This is a genomic window from Psychrobacter arcticus 273-4, from assembly GCF_000012305.1.
Taxonomy (GTDB): Bacteria; Pseudomonadota; Gammaproteobacteria; order Pseudomonadales; family Moraxellaceae; genus Psychrobacter; species Psychrobacter arcticus.
In genome coordinates this window covers 1,762,602-1,778,093 of the sequence record NC_007204.1, presented here as the reverse complement: position 1 = coordinate 1,778,093, position 15,492 = coordinate 1,762,602, and the positions used below count along the sequence as shown (strand labels likewise).

Here is a 15,492-nt window from a genome sequence, read left to right as displayed (position 1 = left end):
ATAGTAGTGGAGAGTAGGCACAATGGATAAACAAACGATATTAGCAAGCCTAACACCTGAAGTGGTCGATAAGTTTCGTATGGCGATTGAGCTTGGCAAATGGCAAGACGGTCGTAAGCTAACGGCGGAGCAACGCGAGACCTGTATGCAAGCAGTGATGGTATGGGAGCATGAGCATCTGGCGCCTGCTGAGCGGACAGGCTATATTCATAAGCCGATCAGAGAAGATGGTTCTGTCGTTGGCGCTGAATGTGATGTCGAACATGAACATCACTATCCCAATATGCCAAATCCAAAAGGCGCGGTACAGCCCGTGAAGTTTCGCGATAAATAGACTGATGCCTAAATTCATTGATAAAAAATTAAGCATAAAAATACCCCATAAGTTGTGTCCAACTTATGGGGGTCAGTTCACACCATAGCGTGGCTTTTTTATGTATCAATATTACATCGTTACAGTGTACTGGTATCGACACTAGGGCGCAGTGTTAATGGATTTTTTTCCATCAAAAACGCTTGCCAGCCCCAATGTAAAAAATTGCGAATATTAGGATGGTCAACCCCTTTAGGGGTTGCTTGGACCTTTTGGTAATGCTCACCAAACAATTTTAAGGTATCTAATTGATTTAAGCGATGGTGTTTCGCAAAACCAAAGATCTTTGCGCTGCCTTCGTTTTCACCAGCAGCATTATGTGCCATACCATTAACAAAAGGCGCTGGCGCATAACGATAAAAATCATCAATAAAGCTGATGACATCATTGAATTCAATGGCTTTTTTATTCAAACCATTAAGTAGAGCCGATACGTCTGATTGGCGGATACTCATAAGTAAATGACCTCAAAGCTGTTAAAAAGCCAAAACTGGCATGCTTGATATAAGCTTAATGATAGTTAGATATGAAGCTAAAAGTTTAGCGATTAAAATAGTCTTCGTCATCAAATGAAGGCGCAAAGCTACCTTGCTCAAGATGCTGCATTTGCGACTGTATCGTGCGCTCATGTTGGATGCGCTGATAAATCTCTTCGCGGTGTACGGCAATATCTTTTGGCGCATCAACGCCGATACGTACTTGATTGCCTTTTACACCTAGGACAGTCACACTGACCTCGTCGCCAATCATTAGCGTTTCGCCCACGCGGCGTGTCAAAATTAACATGCGTCACACTCCTTATGTCGCATCAACAGATTATTACTCATCAGATTGCGTCTCAATTACAGGACATTATCGCTGCACAAAATAGGCAGCTGTTATAAAGTAAATGTCATAAACATTATTTTATAAATCTTACTAAAAATAGGATGCTAATAGCGATAATGATAGATAAATTCATTTAGCCCAAATGAAACTCTCATTATAGGGGGCATAACAGATACTGTCACGGGTTTTCACAAAACTATTGGTTTTATAATAACCTCAGCAATAATAAAAAAAGAAAATAGGGTCTATTAAGACCCTATTTAAGGAAGCGCTATTAAAAATGATAAATCGCAGTTTACTTAACAAACATTAAAGTCTGCTATTTTTATAAGGCTCTAGCAAAGTTTTTATAAGCCCATTTTTATAAACCAGCGACTTTGCTTTCACCGTCTTCACGATCTAGTCCAAAGGCGGTATGGAGAGATCTCACGGCTTTTTCTAGATACTGCTCTTGGATAAGAACAGATACCTTGATTTCACTGGTTGATATCATTTGAATATTGATGTTGTTTTCGGCAAGGGTTTGAAACATGAGGCTAGCAACACCCGCGTGAGAGCGCATACCGACGCCGACTAATGAGACTTTAACGACTTCATCATTGGCCAATATCTCTTTGGCACCGATTTCATCTTTGACTTCGTTTTCTAGTACTTTCATGGTTTTTTCCATGTCAGTACGATTGACGGTAAAGGTAAAATCGGTCATGCCGTTGGTTGATAGGTTTTGCACTATCATGTCAATTTCGATATTCGCGCGGCCAATAGGGCTGAGGATAGCAGAGGCGATACCAGGGTGATCAGGTACACCACGTACGACGATTTTTGCTTCGTCTCGATTAAAAGCGATACCTGAAATGATTGCCTGTTCCATATTATCTCCTTCGTCTATCGTAATTAGGGTGCCGACATTGTCTTGAAAGTCTTGGTCAAAGCTACCATCGTTGTTTTCATCAAAGCTAGATAATACGCGCAGCGGTACGCCGTATTTGCCAGCGAATTCTACTGAGCGAATCTGTAAAATCTTAGAGCCAAGACTTGCCATCTCAAGCATTTCTTCAAAGGTAATCTTTTCAAGTTTTTTGGCTTTTGAGGTGACGCGAGGGTCAGTGGTATAGACGCCATCGACATCGGTATAGATTTGGCATTCGTCAGCGCCTAAAGCCGCGGCAATCGCTACACCTGTCGTATCGGAGCCGCCACGACCTAAGGTCGTCGCATTGCCTTCTTCATCGATACCTTGGAAACCTGCGACGATAACGATGTTGCCTGCATCTAGCTGCTGACGGATGTTTTTGTCATCGATACTTTCGATACGCGCTTTATTGTGGGCGTTATCGGTTTTAATGGCCACTTGACGACCGGTAAATGAACGTGCGCCGATACCTAACTCTTTAATCGCCATGGCAAGCAAAGATATAGAAACTTGCTCACCCGTTGAAACCATTTGGTCATATTCGCGAGGGTCAGGCTGGCTGCTGATTTGGCGTGCTAAATCAATCAAACGGTTGGTTTCACCGCTCATGGCAGACACAACAACGACCACTTGATGACCGTTGTCATGCCAGCGTTTGACTCGTTTGGCGACGTTTTTGATGCGGTCGATACTGCCCATCGAGGTGCCGCCGTATTTTTGTACTATTAACGCCATAAAAATCTACCTATTATTCACCAATGGTTATCTGTTATTTAGAGACATCAATCCGTCATGGCACTGTATAAATTCTGTGCTAGATTAATTTTAATAACGATAAAGCCGGATTATAAGAACTGCGCCCTTTGTTTTACTTTTTGATGGTTTACTGTCTTATTGTGCCAATAGACTTCGTATGCTGAAATAAGTCTAAGCGTGGTACTTTATATCATATTAGCGTCGTAACTTTAAGTATCAGTAGACATTAGATACATGGCGATTGGTTATAACCGTTATAACCAATCACGTATTTTATATACGATAAGGTATAGTCGGTGAAAAGTAATATCGATACAACAGGTACTACTGGTGCAAATTTTTCTTGCTTGCTGTGCCTACGCAGACAGAGGCTGCAAAAAATTTACACCAGCAATACGGTAGCGACTTTAAAGTATTTCAACTATAGTATTGTACTCAGCTTAATGTTTAGCTAAGCTGGGCTGCAACCCAAGCAGGTAAGGCCGCGATAACAGCAGCGCTATTATTAGACTTTGGTGCGCCGCCCTGTGCATAGTCAGGTTTACCGCCACCTTTACCGCCAAGCTCGCCTGCCAAATAACGAATGATGTCGCCGGCTTTTATGCGATCAGTCACTGATTTGGCGACGTTTGCGGCTAATGCCAACTGCTCATCTTTATCGCCAATCAATACAATCACACTATCCGGTAGTTTGGATTTTATATCGTCCATCAGTGTACGGATTGATTTACCATCAACGCCGCTTAGTGTACTGATAAGCAATGGTATACCTGCGATGGTTTGCACTTCATCAAGCAAGTTGGCTGCTTGGGCACTGGCGATTTTTTGCTCTAAACGCTCTAGCTGCTTCTCTAAATCACGCTGCTTATCCGCCATAGTACGCACGCGCTGTGCGACCTCTGGGCGTTTCACTTTTAGCTGACTCGCAAGCTCGCTGAGCTGTTGCTCGCTTTGCTGAATATTTTTAATCGCGTTCATAGCTGTGACGGCTTCAATACGGCGAATACCAGCAGCAATGCCTGATTCGCTAGTAATTTTTAACACCCCAATATCGCCGGTACGCTGTACATGTAGACCGCCACATAGCTCGATAGAGAACGGCATGCGCTGACCATCTACGATACTGTCTGTGCCCATGGTAAGCACGCGAACGTCATTACCATATTTTTCACCGAACAGCGCCATAGCACCTTGCTTTATAGCCTCATCGATAGGCATATTCTCAATACGGGTAGGGGTATTGGCTTGGATTTGCTCATTGACCAAACGTTCGATACGCATGATTTCAGCGGGACTAACAGGCTTGTCGTATGAGAAATCAAAACGTAAGACTTCGCTTGAGACCAGTGAGCCTTTTTGTGTGACCGCATCACCCAATACTTCTCTTAGTGCAGCATGTAATAGATGCGTGGCAGAGTGATTTTTGGCACTGGCAGCACGGATACTAGAGAGCACTTGCGCATCCGCTGTTTGTTTAGTTTTAATCTCACCCATAGTGACAACGCCATAATGGATAATGGCTTGCCCAGATTTTTTGGTATCTTGAACGTCAAAGACGCCGGTCGCGGTACGGATTTCACCCAGCTCACCAACTTGACCACCACCTTCAGCATAAAACGGCGTACGGTCGAGCACAACAACGCCTTCCATACCTTCAGTTAAGCTGTCTGCTGGATTGCCATCTTGATAAAGGGCATCGATCGCAACGCCTTCTTGTTCGAGCTGTTCATAACCGATAAAGGTCGTTGGGTTCTCTACTTGAATGACACTACTATAATCAACGTCAAATTTGCCCGCATCACGCGCACGTTCACGCTGTGCTTGCATATGTTCATCAAACTCAGCTTCATCAATCACAATACCGCGCTCACGGGTGATATCAGCGGTCAAGTCAACAGGAAAGCCGTAAGTATCATAAAGCTTAAAGGCAGCTTCACCAGAGAGAGTATCACCATCTTGCAAGCCTTCAAGCTCGCTGGCAAGTAAACGTAAACCTTGTGCTAAGGTTTTAGCGAACTGCGCTTCTTCTTTTTGAATGGTGTTTTCGATGACGCTTTGTTTGTCTTTTAGCTCAGGGTAGGCGATGCCCATCTCAGCGACCAAGGGCGCAACCATTTTATAAAAGAAATCACTGTCTGCGCCAAGCTTATTACCATGACGTACTGCACGGCGAATAACGCGGCGCAGTACATAACCACGACCTTCATTACTTGGCGTAACGCCGTCAGCAATCAAAAACGAAACCGCACGGATATGATCAGCAATGACCTTTAATGACGACTGTTGCTGATTCTCAATCTCTAAAATCTCAGCGGCAGCATCCATAAGATGGACAAACAAATCTATCTCGTAGTTACCATGAACGCCTTGCATGATGGCGCTGATACGCTCAAGTCCCATGCCGGTATCAACACTTGGTGCTGGTAGCGGCAGCATAGTACCGTCTTTTTGACGGTTGAACTGCATAAACACGCAGTTCCAAATCTCAATATAACGGTCGCCATCTTCTTCAGGCGTGCCCGGTAGACCGCCTTCGATATCTGCGCCATGGTCATAAAAGACTTCGGTACAAGGGCCGCAAGGACCCGTATCACCCATCGTCCAAAAGTTATCTGAGGCGTAAGGTGCGCCTTTATTATCACCAATACGGATGATACGCTCGCTTGGTATGCCGATATCTTTATGCCAAATATCAAAAGCTTCATCATCGGTTTCGTAAATGGTCACATATAAGCGATTTTTATCAATCGCAAGCCATTCGTCCGAGGTCAAAAACTCCCAAATATAGCCAATACCTGCTTGCTTAAAGTAATCGCCGAAAGAGAAGTTACCAAGCATTTCAAAAAAAGTATGATGGCGTGCGGTATAGCCGACATTATCCAAATCATTATGCTTGCCGCCAGCACGTACGCACTTTTGAGAGGTTACCGCACGAGTATAGTCACGCGGCTCCATACCCAAAAACGTTTCTTTAAATTGATTCATACCGGCATTGGTAAATAGCAATGTCGGGTCATTGTGCGGAATCAAACTCGATGAGGCGACGGGTGTATGCTGCTTGCTTATGAAAAAATCGATAAAAGCTTGACGAATATCGGCTGAGCGAAATGGCTGGCTCACAGCGGCTCCTTACTGACGGATGGCATTTAATAGAATAAGTAAAATAATTTTGCAAGCGATTTTAGCACAAACGTACCAAGGGTGTTGAAGATTCCTGAGTAAAGACATAGTAAATACTGCTCATTTTCTATTATAAACCAGACGCTTTTATTCAGCTTGTCAGTTGGATGTTTCGATAGTGATGATAAATAAGCAGGTAATCATAGTTTGTTTTCAATAAGCTCAAGGCAGTGCGAACGGTAGAAAGCTCTTAAATATAGGCAGTTTATTGTTAATAAAAATGCGTCATATAAATCAACACTAAAAATAAGGCTTCTATAATAGCAACCACTTACGATGAATAAGCTAAATCTAAATAATAAAAGACTTACTGTTAGTATGGATTTGGTGTATAAAGTAGTTATATCCACAAAAATAGTAAGGAGTAAATCATGAATTGGCCACTCTTCTCTGTGATCTATTCGATGGCATCAACGGTCATCATCGGTATCTTTATGATTGCAGCATTGCTCACAGGGTTTAATGAAATCCCACATATCCAAATAGCAGTTGCCATCGGTTTTTTTGTTTCTATTCCTGCGGCGTTATTTTTCACCAAAAAAATTGGTAGCATTACGGGTAATGAAGAGAGTTACAAAGCCTAACTTGCGATAAAAAAGCTCACGGTATTGTCTAAATGATTACTTTATGTTTTTTACGTTGAAAATTTTGGAATGCAATAAAAAAGACCTTGATGCGATGTGAACTGACCCCCAAATCTTGGACGGTTTACGTTTATTTCAAAGACTGAGTTCTGTACTGTACAGGACTCAGTCCTTTTAGTTTAAGCTGAATACGTTCATGATTGTAGTAATGAATATACTCATGAATCTGTCTCTCTAAAGCTTCAATCGTTTTAGGCTTCTCAATATAGATAGTCTCACACTTTAGCGTACCGAAGAACCCCTCCATTAACGCATTATCCAAGCAGTTGCCTTTCCTGCTCATACTCTGTTTTATCTGATGCTTTTTAAGCATCTCCCTAAACGGCTTCATTTGATAATGCCATCCCTGATCAGAATGTAGCATTAATGTCTTATGACGATGTTTTCCAGTCTTGTCCAACGCCTTATCAAGCATTTGGCTTACCAAATCATAGGTTGGCCTTCTTGAGAGCGTATAACTGACTATCTCATTGTTATAACAATCGAGTATTGGCGATAAATATAACTTATGGTCACCTACCTTAAACTCAGTAATATCAGTGAGCCACCGCTTATGTGGTTTGCTTGCTTTAAACCGACGCTTTAAATAATTCTTTGCTATTTTACCCTGCTGTCCTTTATAGGAGCGGTACTTTTGTCTTCTTATCTTTGCACTGAGTGTCAACTGTTTCATGAGCTTGGCAATAAGCTTATGATTATGATGGACACCTAAATGCTTTAATGCGACAGTCATTCTGCGATAGCCATATCTGCCTTTATGCTTGTGGTATAGCGCCGTGATACGCTGTTTTAAGTCAGCGTATTTATCTTTATCCCCTAGCATGGTTCTATGGTAGTAGAAACTGCTTTTCGGCATGTCTGCTACTTTTAGTAAGTTGGATAAAAGATGTTGCTGTCTTAATCCTTCGATGAGCCTTGCTTTGTCGCCGCTTGTTCCCTTTCCCTGAGCAAGGCATCGAGCTTTTTTAGGTAGGCGTTCTCTGCACGCAGGTATGCCAGTTCACGCTTTAATTCAGCAGGTGTTTTGTCGTCATCTGGTTTGTTTGTGATCACGGGCTTGGTCATGGCGCCTCTACCTTGTCGTTTGGGAGTGAGTCCAGACATACCATACTGTCGATACGCTTTATGCCAATGGCTGATAAGAGCGGGTGCGCTGATGTTGAACTTTAGTGCCGTCTCAGGTTGACTTAAACCTTGCTTTAACAGGGTCGTTAGTACTTGGTGTTTAAAGTCAGCACTGTAGACAGCTTTACTGGTTTTAGGTCTGATCGCTTCTATACCACCGCTTTGGTATTGCTTTACCCATTTGCGTACAAATTGGGGGTTTACTGCAAACTTTTCACCTGTAGCAAGTCCGGTATGTCCTTGCTTGTAGTATGCGATGATTTTGATCTTAAAGTCTAGATTGTAACGCATAAAAATACCCCATAAGTTGTGTCCAACTTATGGGGGTCAGTTCAGATGATCAAGGTCTTTTTTTATTGAGTACTATAGTCGGTGAAAAGTAATATCGATACACCAGCAATACGGTAGCGACTTTAAAATAGTTAAACATAAGTTGAACTATTTTAGCTCAACGGTTGCGCCATTTTCGATATTGGCATAAACCTCTAATACATCCCAGTTGGTCAAACGTACGCAGCCGGCTGATGCTTGGCGACTGATACCTTCAGGCTTAGGTGAGCCATGTAGTCCATAAGAAGGTTTAGATAAGCCCATCCATACGACACCTACTGGACTATTTGGTCCTGGTGGCAACATATGTACTTTTTTATCCGTGCCTTCACCGACGGTCGCTTTATACCATGGCATTTTTACTTTATTGACAATCTTAAAGGTGCCCTGTGGTGATGGCGTGCTGTCACTACCGACGGTTGTAGGATAGGTTGCAACTAGCTTGTCATCATTATAAGCATAAAGGGTTTTATCGGCTTTATTGGCAACCACACGGTTAATGCGCTGCTTAAGTGGAGCACGCGTATTTAACACAGTGATAGTTTCACCCACTTTATATTGCTTGTTTTTATTCAACTTGTCTAAATAACGCACATCCATATGGAAACGCTCACCAAACATCTCTTTGATGTCTTGATAATACAAGCCTTTCATTTTTGACTTGGCTTCTGAGCCTGTAGGCATGGTGGCAAAGTTGGTATTCACATCATCTTCAGTGATGGTATACGTCACTAAAACTGGCTTATTGGCTGTAATGTTTTTATTCAGCGCATTCCATGTTTTTTGATCCATCTTACCGTTTGCTGGCAAGCCTTGCATGGTTTGGAAGTTGATGAGCGCTTTTTTACTGTTCATGCCCCAGCCGCCATCGATCGCACCCGGAGACGCATGATTCCAATCGAGCAACGCCTGCATTTTGATGGTCATTGCTGAGTTAACTTTCATATTCGGTGTCCATGTGGCACCGTTTACTTGTTTGGCATAATTAGACAAATTTAGCGTGGTATGTTTTTTACCATCAACATTGGTGATACTTTTGATAGAAGTATCAGCTGCGCTATCAGCCGTGGCAGAGCTAGGTGCTGAGACCGCTTGACCTTCGCTAATATCGTCACTGTCTGATTGCTCATCCTTACGAGTCAATTCCTCTACGGTCATATTGTCAGCACTGACTGTGACCGATGCCTTCACTTCAGCGTCTTGCTTGGCATCAATCAGCTGGGTCATACGGTCAGCTGGTTTGGCTTTATTAGCATTTAGCTTCACGGTCGCACTAGAGTTGACTGAGCTACTGCGATTTTCTTGTACATTAAGGCTGACTTTCTTAGCAATACTAGGAAGTGAGTCAGCCGACCGTACGGGCAAGGTGCGAGTACTATCAGCAGGTGCAGCAATAGCACTTATACTAACAACAGCGATAGATATAGCGGTAATAAGAGGTTTTATTTTCATCATATTGGCATACTTGTGGTGGCTACTAATGAGGCTATTATGCGCATAATTTGGATGCTTCGCAAACTTTTGATACATATTTTTTCGTTTAAGACTTGCCAAACGTCAACGGTTGACGTACTTACTACAGTTAAGCAAGAGTTGAGTCAGTTTAGGGCAGTATTTTTCCATTCAATTGGCAGTTATCACAATAAGTTATTAGTTTTAAGATAGTGGTATATAGCTATGTTAAATCACTTTTTTAAACAGCTCTGTTAAAGCCATGCGCTACTTACTTCTGAATACTGATGTACATTTTGTTGAAGTAAAAAACACAGTCATTGGCGCATCATCTTGTTTCCGTCTATAATGTGGAACGAGATTTTTATTTAATAAGTCGGCTATTTATTGAAAGCGATTTAACCCATCCGCATGTAGTCAGTGAGCATGTAATCAGCAAGGTGTGATATGTCAGAAGACCAAGTAATGAGCGCAGAAGAATTTCAAAATCAATACTTTAATGATGATGAGTCACAAGGTATCAATGGTGATATGGAATACGATTTAGAGACAGGGCTTGTCGGTGAGCACGATGAATTTGCGACTTTACGTGCTGAGCTTGAAGAGGCACGTGAGCAACTGGTCACTATCCGCGACTTTATTCGTTTTTCGGTGACGCAATTACGCAATTATGATGTGGTTGTCGCTCAAGGCACCACCGATGAGTTTGCAGAAGCGTCTGCGATTGTATTGCATTCATTGTCTTTAGATTGGTCAGCCAACGATCAGATTCTTGATTGCCGCTTGACCACATCAGAGAAGCAACTGGTTCTAAGTTTATTAGAAGAGCGTATCGCTGAGCGTAAGCCGTTAAGCTATCTGATTAATTTGTCTTATTTCTGTGATTTGCCTTTTTATGTTGATGAGCGCGTATTGATTCCTCGCTCACCCATCGCTGAATTGATTCGTCAGCAGTTCCATCCGTATTTTGATGTGACTGAATTGGCAAAGCCGCTTGGCGTCTGTGTTAATAACCAAACGCCCACTTTTTTTGACCATGGCTTAGAGATCAAACAGCTGTCACAGCCTGAGCGTATTTTAGATTTATGTACAGGTTCGGGTTGTATCGCTATTGGGCTTGCGACCCGTTTCGTCGATGCTTTGGTTGATGCCGTTGATATTGATAAAGGCGCACTTGAAGTGGCGATGGTCAACGTCGATCATCATGACCTTGGTCATCAAGTCAATGTCATTGAATCTGACTTATTTGCTAAGATTCCTGCTGAACATCAATATGAGCTGATTGTTACCAATCCTCCGTATGTCGATGCTGCCATCATGGCAGACTTGCCGCCTGAGTTTTTATATGAGCCTGAGCATGCGCTAGCCGCTGGTCAAGATGGGCTGGATTTGGTACATCGCATTCTTTTTGAAGCGCCAGATTACCTTAGCCCTGAAGGTTTGCTGGTTTGTGAAGTAGGTGATAGCGAGTGGGCGTTAAAGCAAGCTTATCCTGAGATTCAGTTTGATTGGCTAAGGTTTGCTCACGGCGGTCATGGTATCTTCGCGATGACTTATGATGAGCTTATGAATTACCGTCAGCTGTTTGCCACTTATGTACAGCTGTTAGATAGCAATCAATAGACCCATCGAGATTTACACTATAGTCGGTGAAAAGTAATATCGATACAACACGTACTACTGGTGCAAATTTTTCTTGCTTGCTGTGCCTACGCAGACAGAGGCTGCAAAAAATTTACACCAGCAATACGGTAGCGACTTTAAAGTATTTCAACTATATAATCAAAAATCGACTTCATTTGTTTAAGGATAAATATGGCAGGCAATAGTATTGGACAGCTCTTTACCGTCACCACCTGTGGTGAATCGCATGGTGCAGGTCTTATGGCAATCGTCGATGGCGTGCCACCAGGTTTAGCCTTATCCGAAGCCGATTTACAAATAGATTTGGATCGCAGAAAGCCGGGTACCTCTAAATATTCAACCCAGCGCCGCGAATCTGATGAAGTCGAGATTATCTCTGGCGTTTTTGAAGGTAAAACGACGGGTACCTCTATCGGTCTTTTGATTCGTAATACCAATCAAAAATCTAAAGACTATAGTGAAATCAAAGATACCTTTCGCCCTGGTCATGCTGATTATACCTACAGTATGAAGTATGGCTTTCGCGATTATCGCGGCGGTGGTCGTTCATCGGCGCGTGAGACGGCTATGCGTGTCGCCGCTGGTGCTATTGCCAAAAAATACTTGCAAGATCGCTTAGGTGTGCAAATCCGTGGTCACGTGACCCAAATCGGTAATGAGTATAGTAATGTAGCAGAGCCGAGCAAAATTGATTGGGATTTTGTTAATAGCAATCCGTTCTTCTGTGCAGATAAAGAAGCTGTTAGTCGCTTTGAGAGCTTGATAGACAACTTGCGCCGTGAAGGCACCAGTTGTGGTGCACGGCTTGAAGTTATTGCCAGTGGTGTACCGGTTGGACTTGGTGAGCCAGTATTTGACCGTCTAGATGCGGATATTGCCCATGCCATGATGAGTATCAATGCCGTCAAAGGCGTTGAGATTGGTGATGGTATGGCAGTGGCTGGACAGTTTGGACATAGCTCACGTGATGAAATGACACCAGATGGTTTTACGGCCAATCACGCTGGCGGCATCTTAGGTGGTATTTCATCAGGGCAGGATATTCGTGTCAGTATTGCGCTCAAACCAACGTCTAGTATTACCACTGCTGGCAAAAGCATCAATACTCAAGGAGAGTCGGTCGATATGCTGACCAAAGGTCGCCATGACCCTTGCGTTGGCGTACGTGCCACACCTATAGCTGAAGCCATGCTAGCCATTGTATTACTGGACCATTATCTGCGCCATCGTGGTCAAAATGCCGATGTAGAGCAACCGCTAGCTTCCATTACTTAGATTATCTGTTGTAAAGTTATCTGCCCTTTATCGCATCTATTGTTAGTCTATTAGATACGTTAGAGGGTTTTTTATGCACGCTTAAGATGTTATTGAGTCCGTTTATCCAGCCTCATTTAAATATTGTATGGTTGGCTTGATTAAACAGACAAGTCTGGCTTAAGTATCAGTTTTATTTATTAGTTAAAGGAAGCTAAAAATTATGAGTCATTATTTAGATGCGGTCATCGTTGAGCATAACCCATCACAAAAACAGATAGATAAAGCCGTAATTTGGCTTCATGGATTGGGTGCGAGTGGGCATGACTTTGAGCCTGTGGTACCGCAGCTCGGCTTAGCTGATGACATGGCAGTACGTTTTATCTTTCCGCATGCACCCAATCGTCCAGTGACCATTAATGGTGGTATGGTGATGCCAGCATGGTATGACATCTTAGAGATGAGTCTTGAGCGTAAAGTTGATGTGACTCAGATCGAAGAGTCTGCGCAGCAAATACAGGATTTGATTACTCGTGAAGTAGAGCGTGGCGTATTACCTGAGCATATCGTTATTGCAGGATTTTCGCAGGGCGGGGCAGTGGCGTATCATGTGGCACTTGGTTATCCAGAGCGCTTGGCTGGCTTGATGGCGCTTTCTACCTACTTTGCAACCAATGACAGCGTTCGCTATAGCGCTGTCAACACAGACATGCCAATTTTGATTGAGCATGGTACGCATGACCCAGTCGTTCCGGTTATATTAGGCGAGCAAGCAAAACAGTTATTATCAGAGAAAGGCTATAATATCGCGTATCATACCTATCCGATGGCACATCAGGTATGTATGCCACAGATTCAAAATATTGGTAAATGGCTAAAGAACGTACTGATTTAGATGATTAAGCTGTAACTTAATGTAATACAGAGCTCTAATAGGTTGCAAGCAGCCGTATAAGTGCTATATAATCATCGACCTTATTGGGGATGTTCTGGCTTCGACGCTGGTGATGAAACTCAATGATGCATGTCGAGAGTATATGTCCTCTCGTTAATCAAACATATATTGTTATAGTCGCAAACGACGAAAATTACGCTCTAGCAGCTTAAACCCTGTTTACTTGGTTGCTGATCATCTACAGTTGGTCAACTAAGTTGAAGCGTCCGCATGTAGAAGCGCCACAAGTGATTGTCTCAATTGCTTGGGTTTAAAAGTAGAGAATCATCCTATCCATCCTGACTGTCGGATCGGTGCGGACTAAAACCAAAGACAGAAACTAAACATGTAGATTCATGAGCGTAATGCTGGCGGACGCGGGTTCAACTCCCGCCATCTCCACCAAACAACGATAAAGGGCTGACCGTCATAGACTGTTAGCCCTTTATTTTGGGCGTTTTTCAGGTATTGAGGTTTATATAGGTGATGTGGTCGAAGAATTCTATCCAGTTGAGACGGATGACGTCAGTAGTAGTCAGCAGGGAAACTATCAGAATGGGTTAGCGACTCATAACGTGACCAGTATTGAGCAAGGGTTACGGAAAAGCGTGACAGTTGTGAGCTAAAACCATCAAGCCAGATATGCGGCATAAGAAGGAGCTGAATATTCAGCTCTTTTTTTATTGCTTCATCTAAGGCTAATCGTAAGACTGAATGGGACTCCGTAACTGTATGAGAAGAAAGATTCTCATTAACTTATAAGGAGTGTAGTGGTCAACTAATTTAGGACAGCTGATAAGAGGTTTGGTTAAAATAACGTTTCTCTTTCTCTGCTGGTGATAAATAATCGTTAAACGCATGCGGTCTTATGGTTTGATAATAGCCCCAGATATAATCGACAATAGCAGTTTTAGCCTCAGTCATATTTTCATAGCCATTTTTTGGCATCCATTCGGTTTTAAAGCTTCTAAAGAAGCGCTCAGTCGGAGCGTTGTCCCAACAGTTGCCCTTTCGGCTCATACTATGCGTCATACCACTGCAATCGGCTACTGCTTTTGCAAACGCCTGGGAGCTATAATGGCTGCCCTGATCTGAATGAAACAACACGCCACTGGGTTTCATTCTGCTGTGATATGCCATTTGTAGCGCTTTGACGGTAAGCTTACTATCCGGTGAGCTTGATATGGCAAAGCCCACCAAACGACGGGCGTACAGGTCTAAAACGACGGCAAGATAACACCAACCGCCTTTGATGCGAATATACGTCACATCCCCCGTCCAGACCTGATTGGGTGCTTCTGGGCTAAAGTTTCGATCTAATATATTGTCATAAATGCTATGTTTTTCATCAGCTTGTCTGTAGTGATGTCGCTTTATCTGACAGCTTTTGAGTCCCAGTTTTGCCATAAGCTTTGCTACTTTATATCGGCTAAGGGTGATGCCATGCTCATTGTTTAAGATGGCACGAATCGTTCGAGCCCCTGCCGAGCCGTTTGATTGCTTAAATATTTGGCGAATTAAAGCTTTGATCCTAATTAAGACAAGGCTGATGGATTTGGGATTTTTGCCATAGTAATAGCTGCTCTTATTCATGCCAAACAGCTTGAATAGTTGGTTTTTGCTCACCCGTTTATCCTGCTCTGCCAGCTGGTTTATTAGCGATAGTCGTTTAGATTGTCCAACGCCAGCAGAGCGGAAGCCTTTTTTAAGATGTCGCGCTCCATCCTCAAGCGCTTATTCTCTTTACGCAGTTCTTGGAGCTCTCGCTGTTCATCCGTTAAAGCATTGCCGACTTTAGGTGCTTGGCCACTCATTTCTTGACGGTATTGACTCAGCCATTTCTGCAAGGTGGATTTGCCAATGCCAAGTGAGCTTGCCACGTCAGTTATGCTACGGTTGTGATCAATCACTAAGCTTATGGCTTCTAGCTTGAATTCTCGAGTATATTGGTTGCGTTTTTGGCTCATACGGTTTTCCTCTTTGGGTTAATATAAACCTCTTATGCGCTGTCCAGTTTTATTATGCCACTACAATAAGTGAACCGCCCCGGTATTGTCGT

The 15,492-nt window shown here is 43.0% G+C and carries 14 protein-coding genes, 1 other RNA gene and 1 pseudogene; 7 read left to right on the top strand and 9 right to left on the bottom strand.

The annotated features are described in order from the left end of the window. Positions 1-22 precede the first annotated feature (22 nt). Positions 23-334 (top strand): YeaC family protein, encoded by a 312-nt coding sequence (locus PSYC_RS07595; RefSeq protein ID WP_011280730.1) that lies wholly within the window; start codon positions 23-25, stop codon positions 332-334. Positions 335-453: 119 nt separating this feature from the next. Here PSYC_RS07595 and PSYC_RS07590 read toward each other — a convergent pair whose 3' ends face one another. The 4 genes and pseudogenes from PSYC_RS07590 to alaS all read right to left on the bottom strand — a co-directional run bounded on the left by PSYC_RS07590 (position 454) and on the right by alaS (position 5,990). Then, positions 454-828: a HopJ type III effector protein gene (locus tag PSYC_RS07590; RefSeq protein WP_011280729.1), complete on the bottom strand. Its 375-nt coding sequence runs from the start codon at positions 826-828 to the stop codon at positions 454-456. Positions 829-991: 163 nt separating this feature from the next. Continuing rightward, positions 992-1,159, bottom strand: a pseudogene (gene csrA, locus PSYC_RS07585) (carbon storage regulator CsrA); the annotation flags it as partial. A 403-nt stretch (positions 1,160-1,562) separates the two neighbouring features. Then, positions 1,563-2,849, bottom strand: a complete 1,287-nt coding sequence (locus PSYC_RS07580) for an aspartate kinase (protein WP_011280727.1) — start codon at positions 2,847-2,849, stop codon at positions 1,563-1,565. A 468-nt stretch (positions 2,850-3,317) separates the two neighbouring features. Further along, on the bottom strand, positions 3,318-5,990 hold the full coding sequence (alaS, locus tag PSYC_RS07575) for an alanine--tRNA ligase (RefSeq protein ID WP_011280726.1): 2,673 nt from the start codon (positions 5,988-5,990) through the stop codon (positions 3,318-3,320). 431 nt (positions 5,991-6,421) lie between these two features. Between alaS and PSYC_RS07570 the strand changes: the two genes are divergently transcribed. Beyond that, positions 6,422-6,634, top strand: coding sequence for a hypothetical protein (locus tag PSYC_RS07570; RefSeq protein ID WP_041757721.1), 213 nt, complete (start codon positions 6,422-6,424; stop codon positions 6,632-6,634). Between the two features lie 130 nt (positions 6,635-6,764). Here the strand turns inward: PSYC_RS07570 and PSYC_RS07565 are convergent, their stop codons facing one another. From PSYC_RS07565 to PSYC_RS07555, 3 genes are all read right to left on the bottom strand, one after another. Continuing rightward, the gene (locus tag PSYC_RS07565; RefSeq protein WP_264622177.1) at positions 6,765-7,604 is read right to left on the bottom strand and encodes an IS3 family transposase; all 840 of its coding nucleotides are present in this window, start codon (positions 7,602-7,604) and stop codon (positions 6,765-6,767) included. Further along, the gene (locus PSYC_RS07560; RefSeq protein WP_011280724.1) at positions 7,592-8,110 is read right to left on the bottom strand and encodes a helix-turn-helix domain-containing protein; all 519 of its coding nucleotides are present in this window, start codon (positions 8,108-8,110) and stop codon (positions 7,592-7,594) included. Before PSYC_RS07560 ends, PSYC_RS07565 begins: the two co-directional genes overlap by 13 nt. Before the next feature lie 147 nt (positions 8,111-8,257). Then, the gene (locus PSYC_RS07555; RefSeq protein WP_011280723.1) at positions 8,258-9,679 is read right to left on the bottom strand and encodes a L,D-transpeptidase family protein; all 1,422 of its coding nucleotides are present in this window, start codon (positions 9,677-9,679) and stop codon (positions 8,258-8,260) included. Positions 9,680-10,048: 369 nt separating this feature from the next. On the opposite strand from PSYC_RS07555, the gene prmB reads away from it, so the two are divergent. The 5 genes from prmB to PSYC_RS11580 all read left to right on the top strand — a co-directional run bounded on the left by prmB (position 10,049) and on the right by PSYC_RS11580 (position 14,059). Next, positions 10,049-11,224, top strand: coding sequence for a 50S ribosomal protein L3 N(5)-glutamine methyltransferase (gene prmB / locus PSYC_RS07550; RefSeq protein WP_011280722.1), 1,176 nt, complete (start codon positions 10,049-10,051; stop codon positions 11,222-11,224). A gap of 192 nt (positions 11,225-11,416) precedes the next feature. Beyond that, positions 11,417-12,520 (top strand): chorismate synthase, encoded by a 1,104-nt coding sequence (aroC, locus tag PSYC_RS07545; RefSeq protein WP_011280721.1) that lies wholly within the window; start codon positions 11,417-11,419, stop codon positions 12,518-12,520. 202 nt (positions 12,521-12,722) lie between these two features. Next, positions 12,723-13,394, top strand: a complete 672-nt coding sequence (locus PSYC_RS07540) for an alpha/beta hydrolase (protein WP_011280720.1) — start codon at positions 12,723-12,725, stop codon at positions 13,392-13,394. Positions 13,395-13,479: 85 nt separating this feature from the next. Further along, positions 13,480-13,838, top strand: a transfer-messenger RNA (tmRNA) gene (ssrA, locus tag PSYC_RS11435). 83 nt (positions 13,839-13,921) lie between these two features. Beyond that, positions 13,922-14,059 (top strand): hypothetical protein, encoded by a 138-nt coding sequence (locus PSYC_RS11580; RefSeq protein ID WP_187147093.1) that lies wholly within the window; start codon positions 13,922-13,924, stop codon positions 14,057-14,059. A gap of 157 nt (positions 14,060-14,216) precedes the next feature. Here the strand turns inward: PSYC_RS11580 and PSYC_RS07535 are convergent, their stop codons facing one another. Then, positions 14,217-15,089, bottom strand: coding sequence for an IS3 family transposase (locus tag PSYC_RS07535; RefSeq protein ID WP_227500367.1), 873 nt, complete (start codon positions 15,087-15,089; stop codon positions 14,217-14,219). Continuing rightward, complete coding sequence (locus PSYC_RS07530) at positions 15,089-15,400, bottom strand: transposase (RefSeq protein ID WP_011279828.1); 312 nt, start codon at positions 15,398-15,400, stop codon at positions 15,089-15,091. Before PSYC_RS07530 ends, PSYC_RS07535 begins: the two co-directional genes overlap by 1 nt. Between the last annotated feature and the right edge of the window lie 92 nt (positions 15,401-15,492).